Raw genomic sequence first — 16,316 nt, 5'->3', positions numbered from 1 at the left:
GGCCATGACCACCGGCACAGAGCAGCTGAGCTTTCCCCCGTTCGAAGCCCAGCTCGAAGCCGAATTCGACGCCGCCCCGGCCAACCTGCGCGACACCACCTTCGTGGTGGTGGACCTGGAGACCACCGGCGGGCGGGCCTCGCCAAAGGGGGAAGACGAGGCGGACGCCATCACCGAGATCGGCGCGGTCAAAGTGCGCGGTGGCGTGGTCGAGGGTGAGTTCGCCACGCTGATCAACCCGCAGCGCGGCATTCCGCCGCAGATCGTCCGGCTGACCGGTATCACCACCGCCATGGTCTATGAGGCGCCCACGATCGACGCCGTACTGCCGTCCTTCCTCGAGTTCGCCGGATTCGACCGGGGGTCGGTGCTGGTCGCCCACAACGCCGGGTTCGACGTCGGGTTCTTGACCGCCGCCGCGCAACGCTGCGATCTAGCCTGGCCGCGACCGCCGGTGCTGTGCACGGTGCGGCTGGCACGCCGGGTACTCAGCCGCGACGAGGCACCCAGTGTCCGGCTTGCCGAGTTGTCCCGACTGTTCGCGGTGAGCACCACCCCCACCCACCGGGCACTCGACGACGCCCGCGCCACCGTCGACGTCCTGCACGCGCTGATCGAGCGGCTGGGCAACCAGCAGGTCAACACCTTCGTCGACCTGCGTGCCTACCTGTCGCACACGACACCGGCCCAGCGCCGCAAGCGCAGCCTGGCCGTCGGGCTGCCGGAGCGGCCCGGGGTCTACCTGTTCCGCGGCCCGTCCGACGAAATGCTCTACATCGGCACCTCCACTAACCTGCGCCGACGAGTCGCGCAGTATTTCAACGGCTCCGAACGGCGCAGTCGCATCGCCGAGATGGTGGCGCTGGCCACCCGGATCGATCACGTCGAATGCGCGCATCCGCTGGAGGCCGGGGTGCGCGAATTACGACTGCTAGCCGCGGCCGCTCCGCCCTACAACCGACGTTCGAAGTTTCCCCGGCGGTGGTGGTGGATCACCCTGTCAGGCGAGGCTTTCCCCCGCCTGACCGTGGTGCGCACTCCGCGCCACGACCGGGCAATCGGCCCGTTCCGTTCTCGGGCTGACGCCGCCGAGGCCGCGGTCCTGTTTTCGCGGTTCACCGGAATCCGAACCTGCACAACGCGATTGGGTCGGACCGGTCGGCACCGCTGTCCACCGGCCGAAGTCAGCCCCTGCCCGGCGACGCCGAATACCACTGCAGACGAGTACGCCGAAGCGGTCGGGCGTGCGGCCGCGTTGCTCGACGGTGCCGACAACGCCGCCCTAGCCGCCGCGGTGCAGCAGGTGAACGCGCTGGCTGAACGCGGGCACTACGAAAGTGCGGCACGGCTGCGCGATCGCACCGCGGCAGCCATCGATGCCCTGTGGCGCAGCCAACGCGCCCGCGCCCTGGTGGCCCTGCCCGAGCTGGTGGCCGCAGCGCCGGATGGCACCGGCGGGTGGCAGCTCGCGGTGATCCGCCACGGCCGGTTGGCTGCCGCGGGGTGCGCTGCGCGCGGTGTCCCGCCGATGCCCGTCGTCGATGCGATCACGCTGGGGGCCGAGACGGTGCTGCCCGAGCCGGCCCCGTTGGCCGGTGCTCTGGTCGAGGAGACCATGCTCATCGCGCGCTGGCTGGCAGCTCCCGGGGTGCGCATCGTGCACGTCGACGGGACCGGCGGGGCCGACGAACCCGACGGGTGGACTTCCCCGCTGGCTTCGGCCGGGCCGTGGACGTCGTGGGCCGCGCTGGCCCGCTCAGCGCGGTTGGCCTCAGAGCTGAGCGCCGAAGCGGACCCAGCGCGCCAACAACTGTTCGGCCGCGCCGCTGTCGATCGCCTCGACCGCGCGCGTCAGCCCGTCTTCCCAGGCCGGCAGCCACTCAGCGCTGCTGGATAGCCCCGCGTGCGCCACAATCGCGCCGGCCGCGTTGAGCACCACAGCGTCGCGCACCGCGCCCTTGGTTCCGGCGAGCACCGAGCGGGCCTCCTCGGCGTTGGCCTGCGCGTCACCGCCGAGCAGCTCGCCCACCTCTGCGCGGGCGAACCCGAAACCGGCCGGGTCGAACGTCAGCCGGTCGATGGTGCCGGCCTGCACTCGCCAGATCGTGCTGGTCGTGGTGGTGGTCAGTTCGTCGAGGCCGTCATCACCGTGCACCACCAGAACGCTGGACCGCCGCGCCGCGAACACACCGGCCATCACTTCGGCCAGTTCTCCGAACGCGCACCCGATCAGCCCGGCCCGCGGCCGCGCCGGGTTGGTCAGCGGCCCCAGCAGGTTGAACACTGTCGGGACGCCGATCTCGCGCCGTGCCACCGAGGCATTGCGATACGACGGCTGGAATTGCGGGGCGAAGCAGAATCCGATGCCGACCTCGGCGACGCTGCGCGCTACCTCGTCGGGCCCCAGGTCGATGCGCACCCCCAGCGCCTCCAGGGTGTCGGCGCCGCCGGACAGCGAGCTCGCCGACCGGTTGCCGTGTTTGACCACCGGCACGCCGGCAGCCGCCACCACGATCGCCGCCATGGTGGACAGGTTCACCGTGTTGGCGCCGTCCCCGCCCGTGCCCACCACGTCGACGGTGTCGGTACCGATCTTGTCGGTGGGCACCTTGCGTCCGAAAGACAGCATCACGTCGGCCAGCTCGCCGACCTCGGCGGCGGTCGGGCCCTTCATCTGCATCGCCACCCCGAACGCCGCAATCTGCGCGGAGGTGGCGGAGCCGGCCATGATCTGCTCCATCGCCCAGGCCGCCTGCCCCCGGGGCAGGTCTCGCCCGGACGTCAGGCCACCCAGGACCTGACGCCACTGCACTATCTGCGCTTTCGGCTGCGCCGCACTACCTGGCTCGACCACGCGCCGATCGTCGCACGCGGCCTCCGCGACGCCAAAGCCACCCGGAAGCAGGGCCCGAAACAAGTGGAAGACAGAGCGCTAACGGGCCGGTAACAGCACCTACCACACCAGTTCAAACGAATTGCCAGCCCCGGGTGGAGTTCTACAACTACATAGCGTCATACTTGCGGGGTGACGAGCGCTGTGGGGTCCTCGGGTACTGCCATTACTTCTCGTGTGCATTCGCTGAACCGTCCCAACATGGTCAGCGTCGGCACCATCGTGTGGCTGTCCAGTGAATTGATGTTCTTTGCCGGTTTGTTCGCGATGTACTTCACGGCACGCGCGCAGTCCGGAGGTGCCTGGCCACCACCGCCAACGGAGTTGAACCTCGCGCTGGCGGTCCCGGTGACGCTGGTGCTGATCGCGTCATCGTTCACCTGCCAGATGGGCGTGTTCGCCGCCGAGCGCGGCGACGTGTTCGGGCTGCGCCGGTGGTACCTGCTGACCTTCCTGATGGGGCTGTTCTTCGTCTGCGGTCAGGCCTACGAGTACTCCCACCTGATCGCGCACGGCACCACCATCCCGTCGAGCGCGTACGGCACCGTGTTCTACCTGACCACCGGGTTCCACGGCCTGCACGTCATCGGTGGGTTGGTCGCCTTCATCTTCCTGATGCTGCGCACCACGATGAGCAAGTTCACCCCGGCTCAGGCCACCGCTTCGATCGTCGTGTCCTACTACTGGCACTTCGTCGACATCGTGTGGATCGCACTGTTCGCCACGATCTACTTCATCCGATGAGCAACCGCCCGATGAACAGGAGTGTCCGGTTGAAGACACTGAAGAAGTGGGCCCGACCTGGCAACAACGACACCGTTGCCCGCCGGCGCCTGCGCCGTCGTGCCTCGGGCGGACTGCTGCTGCTGGTCGCCCTGGCCCTGGCCGGTGGAATGGCCGCGCTGCTGACCCCGACCCCGCAGGTTGCGGTGGCCGACGAGTCGGCCTCGGCCCTGCTGCGCACCGGGAAGCAGCTCTTCGACACCTCGTGTGTGAGCTGCCACGGCGCCAACCTGCAGGGTGAGGTGGGCCGTGGTCCGAGCCTGATCGGCGTCGGTGAAGCCGCCGTCTACTTCCAGGTCTCCAGCGGCCGGATGCCCGCGGTCCGCGGTGAGGCCCAGGCCCCCCGCACATACCCGTTCTTCGACGACAAGCAGATCGACGCGTTGGGCGCCTACGTCCAGGCCAACGGCGGCGGACCCACCGTGGTGCGCAACGCCGATGGCAGCATCGCGCAGGCTTCGCTGCGCGGTGACGACCTTGGCCGCGGCGGCGACCTCTTCCGCCTCAACTGCGCGTCCTGCCACAACTTCACCGGCCGGGGCGGCGCCCTGTCCTCGGGTAAGTACGCGCCCGACCTGGCGCCGGCCAGCGAGCAGCAGATCCTGACCGCGATGCTGTCGGGCCCGCAGAACATGCCGCGCTTCTCCGACCGGCAGATCTCCATGGAGGAGAAGAAGGACATCATCGCCTACGTGAAATCCGTTACCGAGGAACGTGATCCGGGCGGCTACGGGCTCGGCGGGTTCGGCCCGGCGCCCGAGGGAATGGTGATTTGGATTATCGGCATGGTCGCAGCCATCGCCGCGGCAATGTGGATCGGGGCACGCTCATGAGCAGCAACGACAAGACCGAACTCCCCGACGACGCTGCACTGGCGACGATGAGCAACGACGAGCTGCTGGCTCTCGGCGGCAGCATCGACGGTGTCAACACCGTTTTCAAGGAGCCTCGCTGGCCGGTCGAGGGCACTCGGGCCGAGAAGCGCGCCGAGCGCCGGGTCGCGGCTTGGTTCCTGGCGGGTGGCGGCTTCGGGCTGGCCCTGTTGCTGGTCTTCCTGTTCTGGCCGTGGGAGTACGCACCGCTGGAGTCCCCGGACGGCTTGGCCTACTCGCTGGCAACTCCGCTGTACGGCTTGACCTTCGGGCTCTCGGTGCTGTGCATCGCGATCGGCGCGGTGCTGTTCGTCAAGAAGTTCATCCCCGAAGAGATCACCATCCAGGACCGTCACGACGGCAGTTCCCCCGAGATCGACCGTAAGACCGTGGCGGCCCAGCTGACCGACGCGTTCGAGGGCTCGACCATCGGGCGGCGCAAGCTGCTGGGTGCGTCGCTGGGCGTCGGATTCGGCGCATTCGGCCTGGGCACCTTGGTGGCCGGCGCCGGTGGCCTGATCAAGAACCCGTGGAAGCCGGTCGTCGACACCGCCGAAGGCAAGAAGGCCGCGCTGTGGACGTCCGGATGGACCCCGCGCTACCCCGGCGAGACCATCTACCTGGCCCGCGCGACCGGTCAGAGCACCAACTCGCCGTTCGTCAAGATGCGGCCCGAGGACCTCGACGCCGGCGGTATGGAGACGGTGTTCCCGTGGCGCGAGTCCGACGGCGACGGCACCACCGAGGAATCGAACGAGAAGCTCACCGCGATCATGATGGGCGTGCGTAACCCCGTGATGCTGATCCGCATCCGGCCCGACGACATGCCCAAGGTGGTCAAGCGCCAAGGCCAGGAGAGCTTCAACTACGGCGACTTCTTCGCCTACACCAAGATCTGCTCGCACCTGGGTTGCCCGTCTTCCCTGTTCGAGCAGCAGACCTATCGGATCCTGTGCCCGTGCCACCAGTCGCAGTTCGACGCGCTGCACTTCGCCAAGCCGGTCTTCGGCCCGGCGGCTCGCGCGCTGGCACAGCTGCCGATCACCATTGACGCCAACGGTCATCTGGTCGCCAATGGCGACTTCATCGAACCTGTCGGACCGGCATTCTGGGAGCGCACCTCATGAGCCCTGCAATCGGCGACCTGCTCGCCCGCCAAGCAGACGACATCGATACCCGCTACCACCCGGCGGCCGCGCTGCGCCGCCAGTTCAACAAGGTCTTCCCGACGCACTGGTCGTTCCTGCTCGGTGAGATCGCCTTGTACAGCTTCATCATCTTGCTGCTGTCCGGCGTCTACCTGACGCTGTTCTTCGACCCGTCCATGGCCGAGGTCATCTATCACGGCGTCTATCAGCCGCTCAACGGCGTGCAGATGTCGCGGGCCTACGAGTCGGCGCTGGACATCTCGTTCGAGGTGCGCGGCGGCCTGTTCGTCCGCCAGCTGCACCACTGGGCCGCGCTGATGTTCGCGGCGTCGATCATGGTGCACCTGGCGCGCATCTTCTTCACCGGCGCGTTCCGTCGGCCGCGTGAGGCGAACTGGGTGATCGGGTCGTTGCTGCTGATCCTGGCCATGTTCGAGGGCTACTTCGGTTACTCGCTGCCTGACGACCTGCTGTCCGGTATCGGTCTGCGCGCCGCGCTGTCCTCGATCACGCTGGGTATGCCGGTGATCGGCACCTGGCTGCACTGGGCGCTGTTCGGCGGCGACTTCCCGGGCACCATCCTGATCCCCCGGCTCTACGCGCTGCACATCCTGCTGATTCCGGGCATCATCCTGGCCCTGATCGGCGTGCACATGGCGCTGGTGTGGTTCCAGAAGCACACCCAGTTCCCCGGGCCGGGCCGCACCGAGACCAACGTCGTCGGCGTGCGGGTGCTGCCGGTCTTCGCGATCAAGTCGGGCGCGTTCTTCGCGATGATCACCGGCATCCTGGGCCTGATGGGCGGGTTGCTGCAGATCAATGCGATCTGGAACCTGGGGCCCTACCGCCCGTCGCAGGTGTCGGCAGGTAGCCAGCCGGACTTCTACATGATGTGGACCGAGGGCCTGGCTCGTCTCTGGCCGGCCTGGGAGTTCTACTTCTGGGGCCACACCGTGCCCGGCCCGGTCGGTGTCGCACTGATCATGGGTGGCGTCTTCGGCCTGCTGATGGTCTACCCGTTCCTGGAGAAGAAGTTCACCGGCGACTACGCGCACCACAACCTGCTGCAGCGTCCCCGGGACGCTCCGGTCCGTACCGCGATCGGCGCCATGGCGATCAGCTTCTACATGGTGCTGACCCTGGCTGCGATGAACGACATCATCGCGTGGAAGTTCCACATCTCGCTGAACGCGACGACCTGGATCGGCCGTATCGGGATGGTGGTTCTGCCGCCGTTTATCTTCTTCATCACCTACCGGTGGTGCATCGGCCTGCAGCGCAGTGACCGTGACGTGCTCGAGCACGGTATCGAGACCGGCATCATCAAGCGGCTGCCGCACGGTGCCTACATCGAGCTGCACCAGCCGCTGGGCCCGGTCGACGACCACGGCCACCCGATTCCGCTGGAATACGCCGGTGCACCGCTGCCCAAGAAGATGAACAAGCTCGGCTCGGGCGGTGCTCCCGGTAGCGGTAGCTTCCTGACGGCCGACCCGGTCGACGAGGATGCCGCGCTCACCGAGGCGGCACACGCCAGCGAGCGGCGTGCGCTGACCGCGCTGGCCGAGCACCAAGGCGGTAACACCAACGGTCACCATTAGGCCCACTGGGTCCGAACAATCGGGCAGCCTGCGCAATCTCCTGCGCGGGCTGCCCGTTTTGGTTGGTGCGGCACCGGAATTCGATCCGGCGCAGGCACCGGCCGATCCGGTCGCGCTGTTCGTCCAATGGCTGCTGCATGCCGTCGACAGCGGCATCGTGGAACCCCACGCGATGACGTTGTCGACGGTCGGCACGGCGACCGGGACGGATCGAGCGCGGCCGTCGGCTCGGGTGTTGATCCTCAAAGATGTCGACGCCGCCGGTTGGCATTTCGGAGTCAGCTCGGCCAGCCGCAAGGGCGCCGATCTCGCCCGCAATCCCGCTGTGTCACTGACCTTTTACTGGCCCGCACTGGGCCGTCAGGTCAGGGTCGACGGCATGGCACTCCCCGACCCACCCGCGGTGACCGCCGACGACTTCCTGGCCCGCTCGCAAGGCGCCCGGGCGATGGTGCTCACCGGCCGGCAGAGCGAGCCCTACGCCGATCCGGCAGAGATCAGCGAGGCGCTGGCCAAGGCGAATCTGGAGCTCGAGCGCTCCCCTACCCTGGTGCCCACCGAGTGGGTGTCGTATGCGGTGCGGGCCGACGCCGTTGAATTCTGGCAGGCCGACGCCAGCCGCCGACACCGCAGGCTGCGCTACGAACGGGACGACGACACGACTTGGTCAACGACGCTGCTCTGGCCGTAGCCAGGCACTCGCGACAACGGCGCCCGCTCAGCCGAAACGAGTCGGCAGTTCCAGTACCTCACCCAGCCGGCGCAGGTACAGCCACGGAATCACCGGCATGGCGGCAGCACCGACCCCGGCCAACCCGTACCAGACCCACGACCCGGTGTCTTTACCGATGGCCATCAGATAGGTGGCCAACGCGACCAAGGTCAACGCGCCGCCCAGCGCGGTGGCCAGCACCGTGATGCCACGCAGCAACACCCGGTCCACCTGAGCCTGGTTGGGCAGCACCTGGCGCGTACCGGCCGCCCGCCGGCCCGGAGCATCGAATCCGGGCTGCTGCAACGGAGCGTCCTGGGCGTTCGGGCGCGGCGGCTTGGCCGGCGCCTGGGGCGGAAAGCCCGGGGGCCGCGGCGGACCGGGCTGGCGCGCCCGGAGCAGCACCGGGATGGCCGCGAGGATGACCAGCGCCGAAGCGCCGATCACGATGTAGAGCAGGCCGCTGTGCGAACTCTCGGTCGGCTCGTGAAAGCCTCGCCCGAGATCCACGAGTGCCACTGTGGCCGCCACGCTCATGCCCAGCCAGGTCAACCAGATCGCTGCGCATGCGCCCAGCAGGATGCGGTCAGTGACCTCCGGGGACTGCCCCGGTCGAATGAATCGATCCACCATGTTCCCGCCGGTCATCCGCAGCTCGTCGCCGGTGCGTCATTGCTGTTGGAGAACAACACCCTACCGTCACTGCTGGTGATCGAGCAGTTGAGTTTGCTCAGCCGCAGCATGCTGGTCGCCTCCACGGAACCGATCTCCGATTGGGAGATCGGGGTCAGGGTCAACGACCACGGGATGTAGGCGTTGCGTTGTGTACGCCGTTGCCCGGAGGCGTCCACGTAGGTGATCGTGATCTGGTCGAACGGCGCTTTGGTGCCCGTCACCGAATAAGTCACCTGCAGCGGCTTCGGCGGCGTGGTCGTGGTGGTCTCCTGCGTCGTGGTCGATGGCTCCGGTGCCGGCTCCTCGCTGACCGGCGGCGGCGGGGGCGGCGGCGGCTCCTCGCTGCTGGGCGGCGGAGGCGGCGGCTCCTCGCTGCTGGGCGGCGGTGGCGGCGGCACCGTGGTGCTGGTACTGGTCCGGGTGATCTCGTCCTGTACCGGCGGCACTGAGACCGTGCTGCTGGTGGTCGCGGGCGTCGCCAGATCGTGGGTTTCGGTGCGGGCGAACAGCAATGCCACCGACACCACCAGCGAGACCGCGGCGATGATCACGGTGACACCGACCACCCACGGCCACCGGGGCGTCTTGGCGCCCGGCTCCGGCTCGTCGGGCACGTCGTAGTTGTCGTAGTCGTAGAGCCGCGGATCCACCGGAACGTAGGGACCGCTCAGAAACTGTTCGGATTCGGGCGCCGAGTAGGCCTGCGAGTACGCGGTGTTGTCGGCCGGCGTGGTGGCCGGAGTGGCCGTCACATCGTCCAGCGGCTGAATCTCCCCACCCGCGCTCGCGTCCGGGGCCGAGGCTAGGTCTGGGGCCGGCTGACCGTTGCCGGAGCCCTCGTCTCCAGAGCCCGCCTCTGGGGGATTCGGCCCGCTCATTCCCGCCTATCCTCTTCAAACCGCCGCGCCACGACCTGACCGGTTGCGGTCGACATCAATCACCGTTGGTCATTGTGCATCGGCAACCCTACCCAAGCGGGTCGACACGGCGGCCGCGGCGGAGATCCGGTCAGTGTTTCTCGGCGCCGATGTAGTACTCGAAGACCAGTCCGGCCACGCTCGACAACACGAACACCACGCCGGCAGCGATCAGCCAGGGCAGCCACAGAGCGATCCCCACGGCAGCCACCGAGCCGGACAGCGCGACCAGGATCGGCCACCAGCTGTGCGGGCTGAAGAAGCCCAACTCGCCGGCGCCGTCACTGACCTCGGCGGCCTCGTAGTCCTCGGGACGGGTGTCCAGCCGGCGTGCCACGAACCGGAAGAAGGTGGCCACGATCATGGCCATCATTCCGGTCAGGAACAGCGCGGTAGTGCCGGCCCATTCCACGCCGCCGGTGGCGAACTTGCCGGTCAGCACCGCGTAGATCACGCCGACCACCAGGAAGAAGGTGGCGACGAACTCGAACAGCCTGGATTCGATGCGCATGCGGTTGTCCCTACTTGTTGCTGGCTTGCGGGGCTAGCAGGCCACGGCGGCTGTCGAACGGGAACGTGGTGGTCGCCAACGGTTCCTGCTTGATCGCCTCCAGCGCCTCGGCGTTGGTCTTTCCGGCGATGCGCTGATCCAGATAGGCCTTGAAGTCATTAGGCGAGACCACCCGGACCTCGAAGTTCATCATCGCGTGGTAGGTGCCGCACATCTCGGCGCAGTGGCCGACGAACGCGCCCTCCTTGGTGATCTCGGCAACCTGGAAGGTGTTCACCTGGTTGTTGCGCTCGGGCCAGGCGATGACGTCACGCTTGAACAGGAACTCGGGCACCCAGAACGCGTGGATGACGTCGGCCGAGTTGAGCACGAACTCGATGCGCTTACCGCTCGGCAGCACCAGCACCGGGATCTCTCCGGTGGTCCCGACCGTCTCGATCTTGTCGAAGTTCAGGTAGGTGCGGTCCTCGGTGTTGAGGCCCTGGACCGGCCCCCGCAGTTCCTCACCGTGCGCGTCCACGCCTTCGGGCTTGGACGTCATCGCGTCCTTGCGGGCTTGGTCCACACCGTCGTAGCTCAGGGTGTGGTCGTGGAAGTCGACCTTCTGGTAACCGAACTTCCAGTTCCACTGGAAGGCGGTGACGTCGACGACCACCTCGGGGTTGGGCTCGTGGTGCAGCATCTTCTCCTGGACCACGACGGTGAAGTAGAAGATCACCGCGACGGCCAGGAACGGCACGACGGTGAGTCCGAGCTCCAGCGGCATGTTGTAGCCGAACTGGCGCGGCAGCTCGGTGTCGGTCGCCTTCTTGCGGTGGAAGATCATCGACCAGAAGATCATTCCCCAGACGAGCCCACCGATCACCACCGAAGCGATGACCATGCCGATCCACAGCTGGTAGTTGGCCTCAGCCTCTGGCGTGATGCCCTTGGGCCAGCCGAAACCGACCACATCGGTCCAGTCGACGCTGCAACCGCTGAGCGTTACCGCCAGCAGTCCGAGCACGCTGACCGCGGTCAGCGGTCGAAGCAGACGGCGATGTGCAACGCCCTGCCCGCGACGTGTCACGTTGGTGCCTCCTCGAGTCACAGAACGGGCCGACTGACCCGGCGGAGCAGTCGAATACTACGCAGCGTAGACCACCCGGATCACCGAGGTTTGATGTACCTGCCGGTTGGCCGTCCCGGTGTGTTGACCACCTCATCTGGCTCCACAGCTTCTTCGCAGGCCTACATGGGCCTTCGCAGTTCAACGCCGATACCGGTGCGGCATACTGGGACCCGATGTGTGGACTGCTGGCCTTCGTGTGTGCCCCGGCCGGCACGACACCCGGCCCTGATGTGGCCGAAGTCGCCGGCGCGGTGTCGCGCGCCACCCACCTGATGCGCCACCGGGGCCCGGACGAGCCAGGCGGGATCTGGGCCGGCGATCGCGTGGTGTTCGGCTTCAACCGGCTGTCGTTCATCGACATCGCCCATTCGCACCAGCCCATGCGGTGGGGCCCGCCAGAGGCTCCCGAGCGCTACGAACTGGTGTTCAACGGCGAGATCTACAACTACCTGGAACTGCGCGAAGAGCTGGCCGCCGAACATGGCGCGATATTCGCCACCGACGGCGACGGCGAGGCGATCGTCGCGGGCTACCACTACTGGGGCACCGAGGTGCTGTCGCGGCTGCGCGGCATGTTCGCCTTCGCGGTGTGGGACACCGTGGCCGGCGAGCTGTTCTGCGCCCGCGACCCGTTCGGGATCAAGCCGCTGTTCATGGCGTCCGGCCCGGGCGGCACCGTGGTGGGCAGCGAGAAGAAATGCCTGCTGGACCTCGCCGACGTGGTGGGGTTCGACACCGCGATCGACACCCGCGCCGTCCAGCACTACACGGTGCTGCAGTACGTGCCGGAACCGGAGACGCTGCACCGCGGCATACGCCGGCTGGAATCGGGCTGCTACGCCCGGATTCGGCCGGGCGGTGAGCCGGAGACCACCCGCTACTTCCGGCCGCGGTTCGACGCCACCCCGATCACCCGCGACACCGAGCAGGCCCGCTACGACGAGATCACCGCGGTCCTGGAGGATTCAGTCGCCAAGCACATGCGGGCCGACGTCACCGTTGGCGCGTTCCTGTCCGGCGGGATCGACTCCACCGCGATCGCCGCGCTGGCGATGCGCCACAACCCCAAACTGATCACCTTCACCACCGGGTTCGAGCGCGAGGGCTTCTCCGAGGTCGACGTCGCCGCTGCGTCCGCCGAGGCGATCGGTGCCCGGCACGTGGTCAAGGTGGTCAGCCCGGCCGAGTTCGTCGCCGCCCTGCCCGAGATCGTCTGGTACCTCGACGACCCTGTCGCCGACCCGGCATTGGTGCCGCTGTACTTCATCGCCGCCGAAGCCCGCAAGCACGTGAAAGTGGTGCTCTCCGGCGAAGGCGCCGACGAGTTGTTCGGCGGCTACACGATCTACCGAGAGCCGCTGTCGCTGCGTCCGTTCGATTATCTACCGGCACCGGTGCGCCGATCCCTCGGCAAGGCGTCGCGGCCGTTGCCCGAGGGCATGCGCGGCAAGAGCCTGCTGCACCGCGGGTCACTAACGCTGCAGGAACGCTATTACGGCAACGCCCGCAGTTTCTCCGACGAGCAGCTGCGTGCCGTGCTGCCGGGCTTCTCCCCCGACTGGACCCACACCGACGTCACCGCCCCGGTGTACGCCGAGTCCGCCGGCTGGGACCCGGTGGCCCGAATGCAGCACATCGATCTGTTCACCTGGCTGCGCGGCGACATCCTGGTCAAAGCCGACAAGATGACGATGGCCAATTCACTGGAGCTGCGGGTACCGTTCCTGGACCCCGAGGTGTTCGCGGTCGCGTCGCGCCTGCCGGTGTCGGCCAAGATCACCCGCACCACCACCAAGTACGCGCTGCGCCGTGCATTGGAGCCGATCATTCCCGCGCATGTACTGCACCGCCCCAAGCTCGGCTTCCCGGTGCCACTACGGCACTGGCTGCGCGCCGGTGAGCTGTTGGAGTGGGCCTACGCCACGGTGGACGCCACCGGCGCCGATCACCTCATCGACGTCGCAGCGGTGCGCACGATGCTCGACGAGCACCGCGTGGGCACCGCCGATCACAGCCGTCGACTGTGGACCGTGCTGATCTTCATGCTGTGGCACGCGATCTTCGTCGAGCACACCGTGGTTCCGACCATCAGGGAACCGGACTATCCCGTGCGGCTCTAACCCCCGCGAACAGACGTAAAAGCCCCCTGATTCGGCACGAATAGGGGGCTTTTACGTCTGCTCGGCAGATTACTTGAGCGCCGCGTCGATCTCGGCCGCCGCGGCGTCACCGTAGGCATCCGCCAGGCGGCTCACCGCGGCGGCACGGTCCCACACCCATTCCTGGGTTCCGGTGGACTCCAGCACCAGCACCGCCACCAGCGAACCGAGCTGCGCGGACCGTTCCAGGCTCAACCCGGCGCTGCGTCCGGTGAGGAAGCCGGCGCGGAACGCGTCGCCGACCCCGGTCGGGTCGGTCTGGGACTTCTCCGGAACCACGCCGACGTGGACGCGGGAACCGTCCGGGGAGACGATGTCGACGCCGTCGCCGCCCAGGGTGGTCACCCGCAGCCCGACCTGCTTCATGACGTCGGCCTCGGTCCAGCCGGTCTTGGACAGCAGCAGGTCCCACTCGTAGTCGTTGGTGAACAGGTAGGTGGCACCGTCAATGAGCTTGCGGATCTCATCGCCGGTCAGCCGGGCCAGCTGCTGCGACGGGTCGGCGGCGAACGCCAACCCCAGCTTGCGGCACTCCTCGGTGTGCAAGAACATCGCCTCGGGGTCGTTGGCCCCGACGATCACCAATTCCGGCTTCCCGGCCGTCTCGACCAGCTTGGCCAGCGAGATGTTGCGGGCCTCCGACATCGCGCCCGGGTAGAACGACGCGATCTGCGCCATGTCCTGGTCGGTGGTGCAGACGAACCGGGCGGTGTGTGCCGTGGTCGAGGTCAGCACGTGATCGCAGTCGACGCCGTGCGAGACCAGCCACTGCCGGTAGTCGGCGAAGTCGGCACCGGCGGCGCCGACCAGGGCGGCGTCACCTCCGAGCACACCGATGGCGAAGGCGATGTTGCCCGCCACACCACCCCGGTGCACCACCAGGTCATCGACCAGGAAGCTCAGCGAAACCTTCTGCAGGTGATCGGCCAGCAGCTGTTCGGAGAACCGACCCGGGAAGCGCATCAGATGGTCGGTCGCAATCGAACCGGTCACCGCAATCGTCACTGAACAATCCCCCTCATATCGTCACCATTGGGCCTGGATGTGGGTACCCACGGTAGCGGCCCGGTGCCACCTGCTCGCCGCCGGGCAGCACAAAACCCGCGGTGTTCAGATGAAATCAGGTGCTCAGTTGAACGAGTCGCCGCACGAGCACGAGCCGCCGGCGTTGGGGTTCTCGATGGTGAAGCCCTGCTTGTCGATCTGGTCGGCGTAGCCGATCTCGGCACCCTGCAGGTACGGCGCACTCATCCGGTCGACGGTCAGCGTGACGCCGTTGAACTCCGCGACCACGTCACCGTCAAGGCTGCGGTCGTCGAAGAACAGGTTGTAGCGCAGGCCGGCGCAGCCGCCCGGCTGGACCGAGATCCGCAGGGTCAGGTCGTCACGACCCTCCTGTTCCAGCAGCGCCTTTACCTTGGCCGCGGCCTCATCGGTCAAGACCACGCCGTGAGACTCGGTGGTCGACTGATCCTGGACAGTCATTGCGTCTCCCTATTGCGGTTGATCATGGGGGCGGGTCCGGCCTCGACTCGAGGCGTTCGAACCCACCACAACAACGATACCCTGCGCCAACGTGTTCCCTATCGACGCGGCGAGCTCGATCTATATCAGCGAGACTCGACGCAGGAGAGCCGAAGCTGGACCGCCGAATCACCTGGCGGTTAGCGAGACTCGACGCAGGAGAGCCGAAGCTGGACCGCCGAATCACCTGGACGAACCCGCCGCGCGGCCACCGATCTGCGCCGCTGTGACGCTGGTCAGCCCGATCAGCTGGTTGGCGGCGTCGATCAGGGCCAGCCGCACGGAGCCGGCATAGTCGGCGATTGCCCGGGCGGCCAGCACCCCGGCCGACCGCAGTGCGGGTTCGTCCAGGCTGATCTGTCCGGCCAGGACCAGCAGCGGCATCTCCCGCGCCCGCGCCGCCGCCGCCAGCGAACCGACCACTTTGCCGTGCAGCGACTGCTGATCGAAGTGGCCTTCGCCGGTGACCAGGACGTCGGTGTCGGCGAGGGCGGCCTCCAGACCGGTGTGGCGGGCCACGATCTCGGAACCGGATTCGATGGTGCCGCCCAGCGCCAGCACGGCTGCCCCGATGCCGCCGGCTGCCCCGGCGCCCGACGCGGCGCTGGCCTCCCACCCGGCGGTGGCGTCCAGTTCGCTCGCCCAGGCAGCCAGCCTGCTTTCGAGTACCGCGACCGTGGCGGCGTCGGCGCCCTTCTGCGGCCCGAACACACGGGCCGAGCCCCAGGGGCCCAGTAGCGGATATTCCACGTCACAGGCGGCTACCAATTCGACCCCCGTGAGCCGCCGGCGGCCGGCGGCCAGGCCACCCAATTCCTCGACCATGCCGCGACCACCGTCGGTACACGCACTGCCGCCGAGCCCGATGACGATTCGCTGCGCCCCGGCCGCCAGCGCGGCGGCGACGAGTTGTCCCACCCCCATGCTGTGGGCCAGTAGCGCTGTGCGCGGTGACGGCGGTTCGCCGAGCATTCCCAACCCGCAGGCCTGGGCGCATTCCAGATAGGCCGTTTTGGCGACGGAGTCCCAGACCCATTCGGCGTCGACCGGATCATCCAGCGGTCCGCTGACCCGGGCCTGCTGCACCGTGCCCAGCGCGTTGGCCAGCACCGCGACGAAGCCCGGGCCGCCGTCGGACTGCGGTGCGATCGCCAGCCGGTCGTGGGGTCGGCTGCGATGCCAGCCGGTCGAGATGGCGGCGGCGGCCTGCACCGCGGTCAGAGTCTCGCCGAAACAGTCCGGCGCGATCAGCACCCGAAGCGCCCGCGCCCGAGGACCGGCCGAGCCGCCGGAACCCGGGTGATCAGCCATCACTGCAGCGTATAGAGCCGCGCGGACGGCGACGCAGGCCGGGCGGACCGGGCAAGTAATCTGGCGGGCGTGAAGTTGCCGGGGCGTAGAAAAGACGAG

The 16,316-nt window shown here is 67.9% G+C and carries 14 protein-coding genes and 1 pseudogene; 7 read left to right on the top strand and 8 right to left on the bottom strand.

What is annotated here, in order from left to right:
* Positions 1 to 4: 4 nt before the first annotated feature.
* Positions 5 to 1,834, top strand: a pseudogene (locus MJO54_RS09645) (DEDD exonuclease domain-containing protein); the annotation flags it as partial.
* Here the strand turns inward: MJO54_RS09645 and trpD are convergent.
* On the bottom strand, positions 1,772 to 2,854 hold the full coding sequence (gene trpD, locus MJO54_RS09640) for an anthranilate phosphoribosyltransferase (protein ID WP_046283786.1): 1,083 nt from the start codon (positions 2,852 to 2,854) through the stop codon (positions 1,772 to 1,774). The pseudogene MJO54_RS09645 and the gene trpD sit on opposite strands and share 63 nt — an antisense overlap.
* 171 nt (positions 2,855 to 3,025) lie before the next feature.
* Here trpD and ctaE point away from each other — a divergent pair, with 171 nt between their 5' ends.
* From ctaE to MJO54_RS09615, 5 genes are read left to right on the top strand one after another with little or no spacing between them, the layout of a single operon-like run.
* The gene (gene ctaE / locus MJO54_RS09635; protein ID WP_046283762.1) at positions 3,026 to 3,637 is read left to right on the top strand and encodes an aa3-type cytochrome oxidase subunit III; all 612 of its coding nucleotides are present in this window, start codon (positions 3,026 to 3,028) and stop codon (positions 3,635 to 3,637) included.
* Positions 3,634 to 4,509 (top strand): cytochrome bc1 complex diheme cytochrome c subunit, encoded by an 876-nt coding sequence (gene qcrC / locus MJO54_RS09630; protein ID WP_240175857.1) that lies wholly within the window; start codon positions 3,634 to 3,636, stop codon positions 4,507 to 4,509. The genes ctaE and qcrC overlap by 4 nt, the downstream gene beginning before the upstream one ends.
* Positions 4,506 to 5,675 carry a cytochrome bc1 complex Rieske iron-sulfur subunit gene (qcrA, locus tag MJO54_RS09625; protein ID WP_065038661.1) on the top strand — a complete coding sequence of 390 codons (1,170 nt, stop codon included), beginning with the start codon at positions 4,506 to 4,508 and terminating at the stop codon, positions 5,673 to 5,675. Before qcrC ends, qcrA begins: the two co-directional genes overlap by 4 nt.
* Positions 5,672 to 7,297 carry a cytochrome bc1 complex cytochrome b subunit gene (gene qcrB, locus MJO54_RS09620; protein ID WP_046283760.1) on the top strand — a complete coding sequence of 542 codons (1,626 nt, stop codon included), beginning with the start codon at positions 5,672 to 5,674 and terminating at the stop codon, positions 7,295 to 7,297. The genes qcrA and qcrB overlap by 4 nt, the downstream gene beginning before the upstream one ends.
* Positions 7,298 to 7,355: 58 nt before the next feature.
* Positions 7,356 to 7,988, top strand: coding sequence for a pyridoxal 5'-phosphate synthase (locus MJO54_RS09615; RefSeq protein WP_240175856.1), 633 nt, complete (start codon positions 7,356 to 7,358; stop codon positions 7,986 to 7,988).
* A 27-nt stretch (positions 7,989 to 8,015) separates the two neighbouring features.
* Here MJO54_RS09615 and MJO54_RS09610 read toward each other — a convergent pair whose 3' ends face one another.
* The 4 genes from MJO54_RS09610 to ctaC all read right to left on the bottom strand — a co-directional run bounded on the left by MJO54_RS09610 (position 8,016) and on the right by ctaC (position 11,202).
* Positions 8,016 to 8,642, bottom strand: coding sequence for a DUF2561 family protein (locus tag MJO54_RS09610; RefSeq protein ID WP_240175961.1), 627 nt, complete (start codon positions 8,640 to 8,642; stop codon positions 8,016 to 8,018).
* An 11-nt stretch (positions 8,643 to 8,653) separates the two neighbouring features.
* The gene (locus tag MJO54_RS09605) at positions 8,654 to 9,562 is read right to left on the bottom strand and encodes an MmpS family transport accessory protein (protein WP_240175855.1); all 909 of its coding nucleotides are present in this window, start codon (positions 9,560 to 9,562) and stop codon (positions 8,654 to 8,656) included.
* Positions 9,563 to 9,692: 130 nt separating this feature from the next.
* Complete coding sequence (locus tag MJO54_RS09600) at positions 9,693 to 10,112, bottom strand: cytochrome c oxidase subunit 4 (RefSeq protein WP_046283757.1); 420 nt, start codon at positions 10,110 to 10,112, stop codon at positions 9,693 to 9,695.
* Positions 10,113 to 10,122: 10 nt separating this feature from the next.
* Positions 10,123 to 11,202, bottom strand: coding sequence for an aa3-type cytochrome oxidase subunit II (ctaC, locus tag MJO54_RS09595; protein WP_046283756.1), 1,080 nt, complete (start codon positions 11,200 to 11,202; stop codon positions 10,123 to 10,125).
* A gap of 194 nt (positions 11,203 to 11,396) precedes the next feature.
* Between ctaC and asnB the strand changes: the two genes are divergently transcribed.
* A complete protein-coding gene (asnB, locus tag MJO54_RS09590; RefSeq protein WP_240175854.1) occupies positions 11,397 to 13,343 on the top strand; it encodes an asparagine synthase (glutamine-hydrolyzing) in 1,947 nt (648 codons plus the stop codon).
* Between the two features lie 69 nt (positions 13,344 to 13,412).
* Here the strand turns inward: asnB and MJO54_RS09585 are convergent, their stop codons facing one another.
* From MJO54_RS09585 to MJO54_RS09575, 3 genes are all read right to left on the bottom strand, one after another.
* Positions 13,413 to 14,387, bottom strand: a complete 975-nt coding sequence (locus MJO54_RS09585; RefSeq protein ID WP_046283754.1) for a carbohydrate kinase family protein — start codon at positions 14,385 to 14,387, stop codon at positions 13,413 to 13,415.
* Between the two features lie 123 nt (positions 14,388 to 14,510).
* Positions 14,511 to 14,867, bottom strand: coding sequence for a HesB/IscA family protein (locus MJO54_RS09580; RefSeq protein ID WP_024440524.1), 357 nt, complete (start codon positions 14,865 to 14,867; stop codon positions 14,511 to 14,513).
* A 222-nt stretch (positions 14,868 to 15,089) separates the two neighbouring features.
* Positions 15,090 to 16,217, bottom strand: coding sequence for a glycerate kinase family protein (locus MJO54_RS09575; protein WP_064887695.1), 1,128 nt, complete (start codon positions 16,215 to 16,217; stop codon positions 15,090 to 15,092).
* Between the last annotated feature and the right edge of the window lie 99 nt (positions 16,218 to 16,316).

It is taken from the genome of Mycolicibacter virginiensis (assembly GCF_022374935.2).
GTDB classification, from domain to species: domain Bacteria; phylum Actinomycetota; class Actinomycetes; order Mycobacteriales; family Mycobacteriaceae; genus Mycobacterium; species Mycobacterium virginiense.
This window is presented reverse-complemented; position numbering and strand designations above follow the sequence as displayed.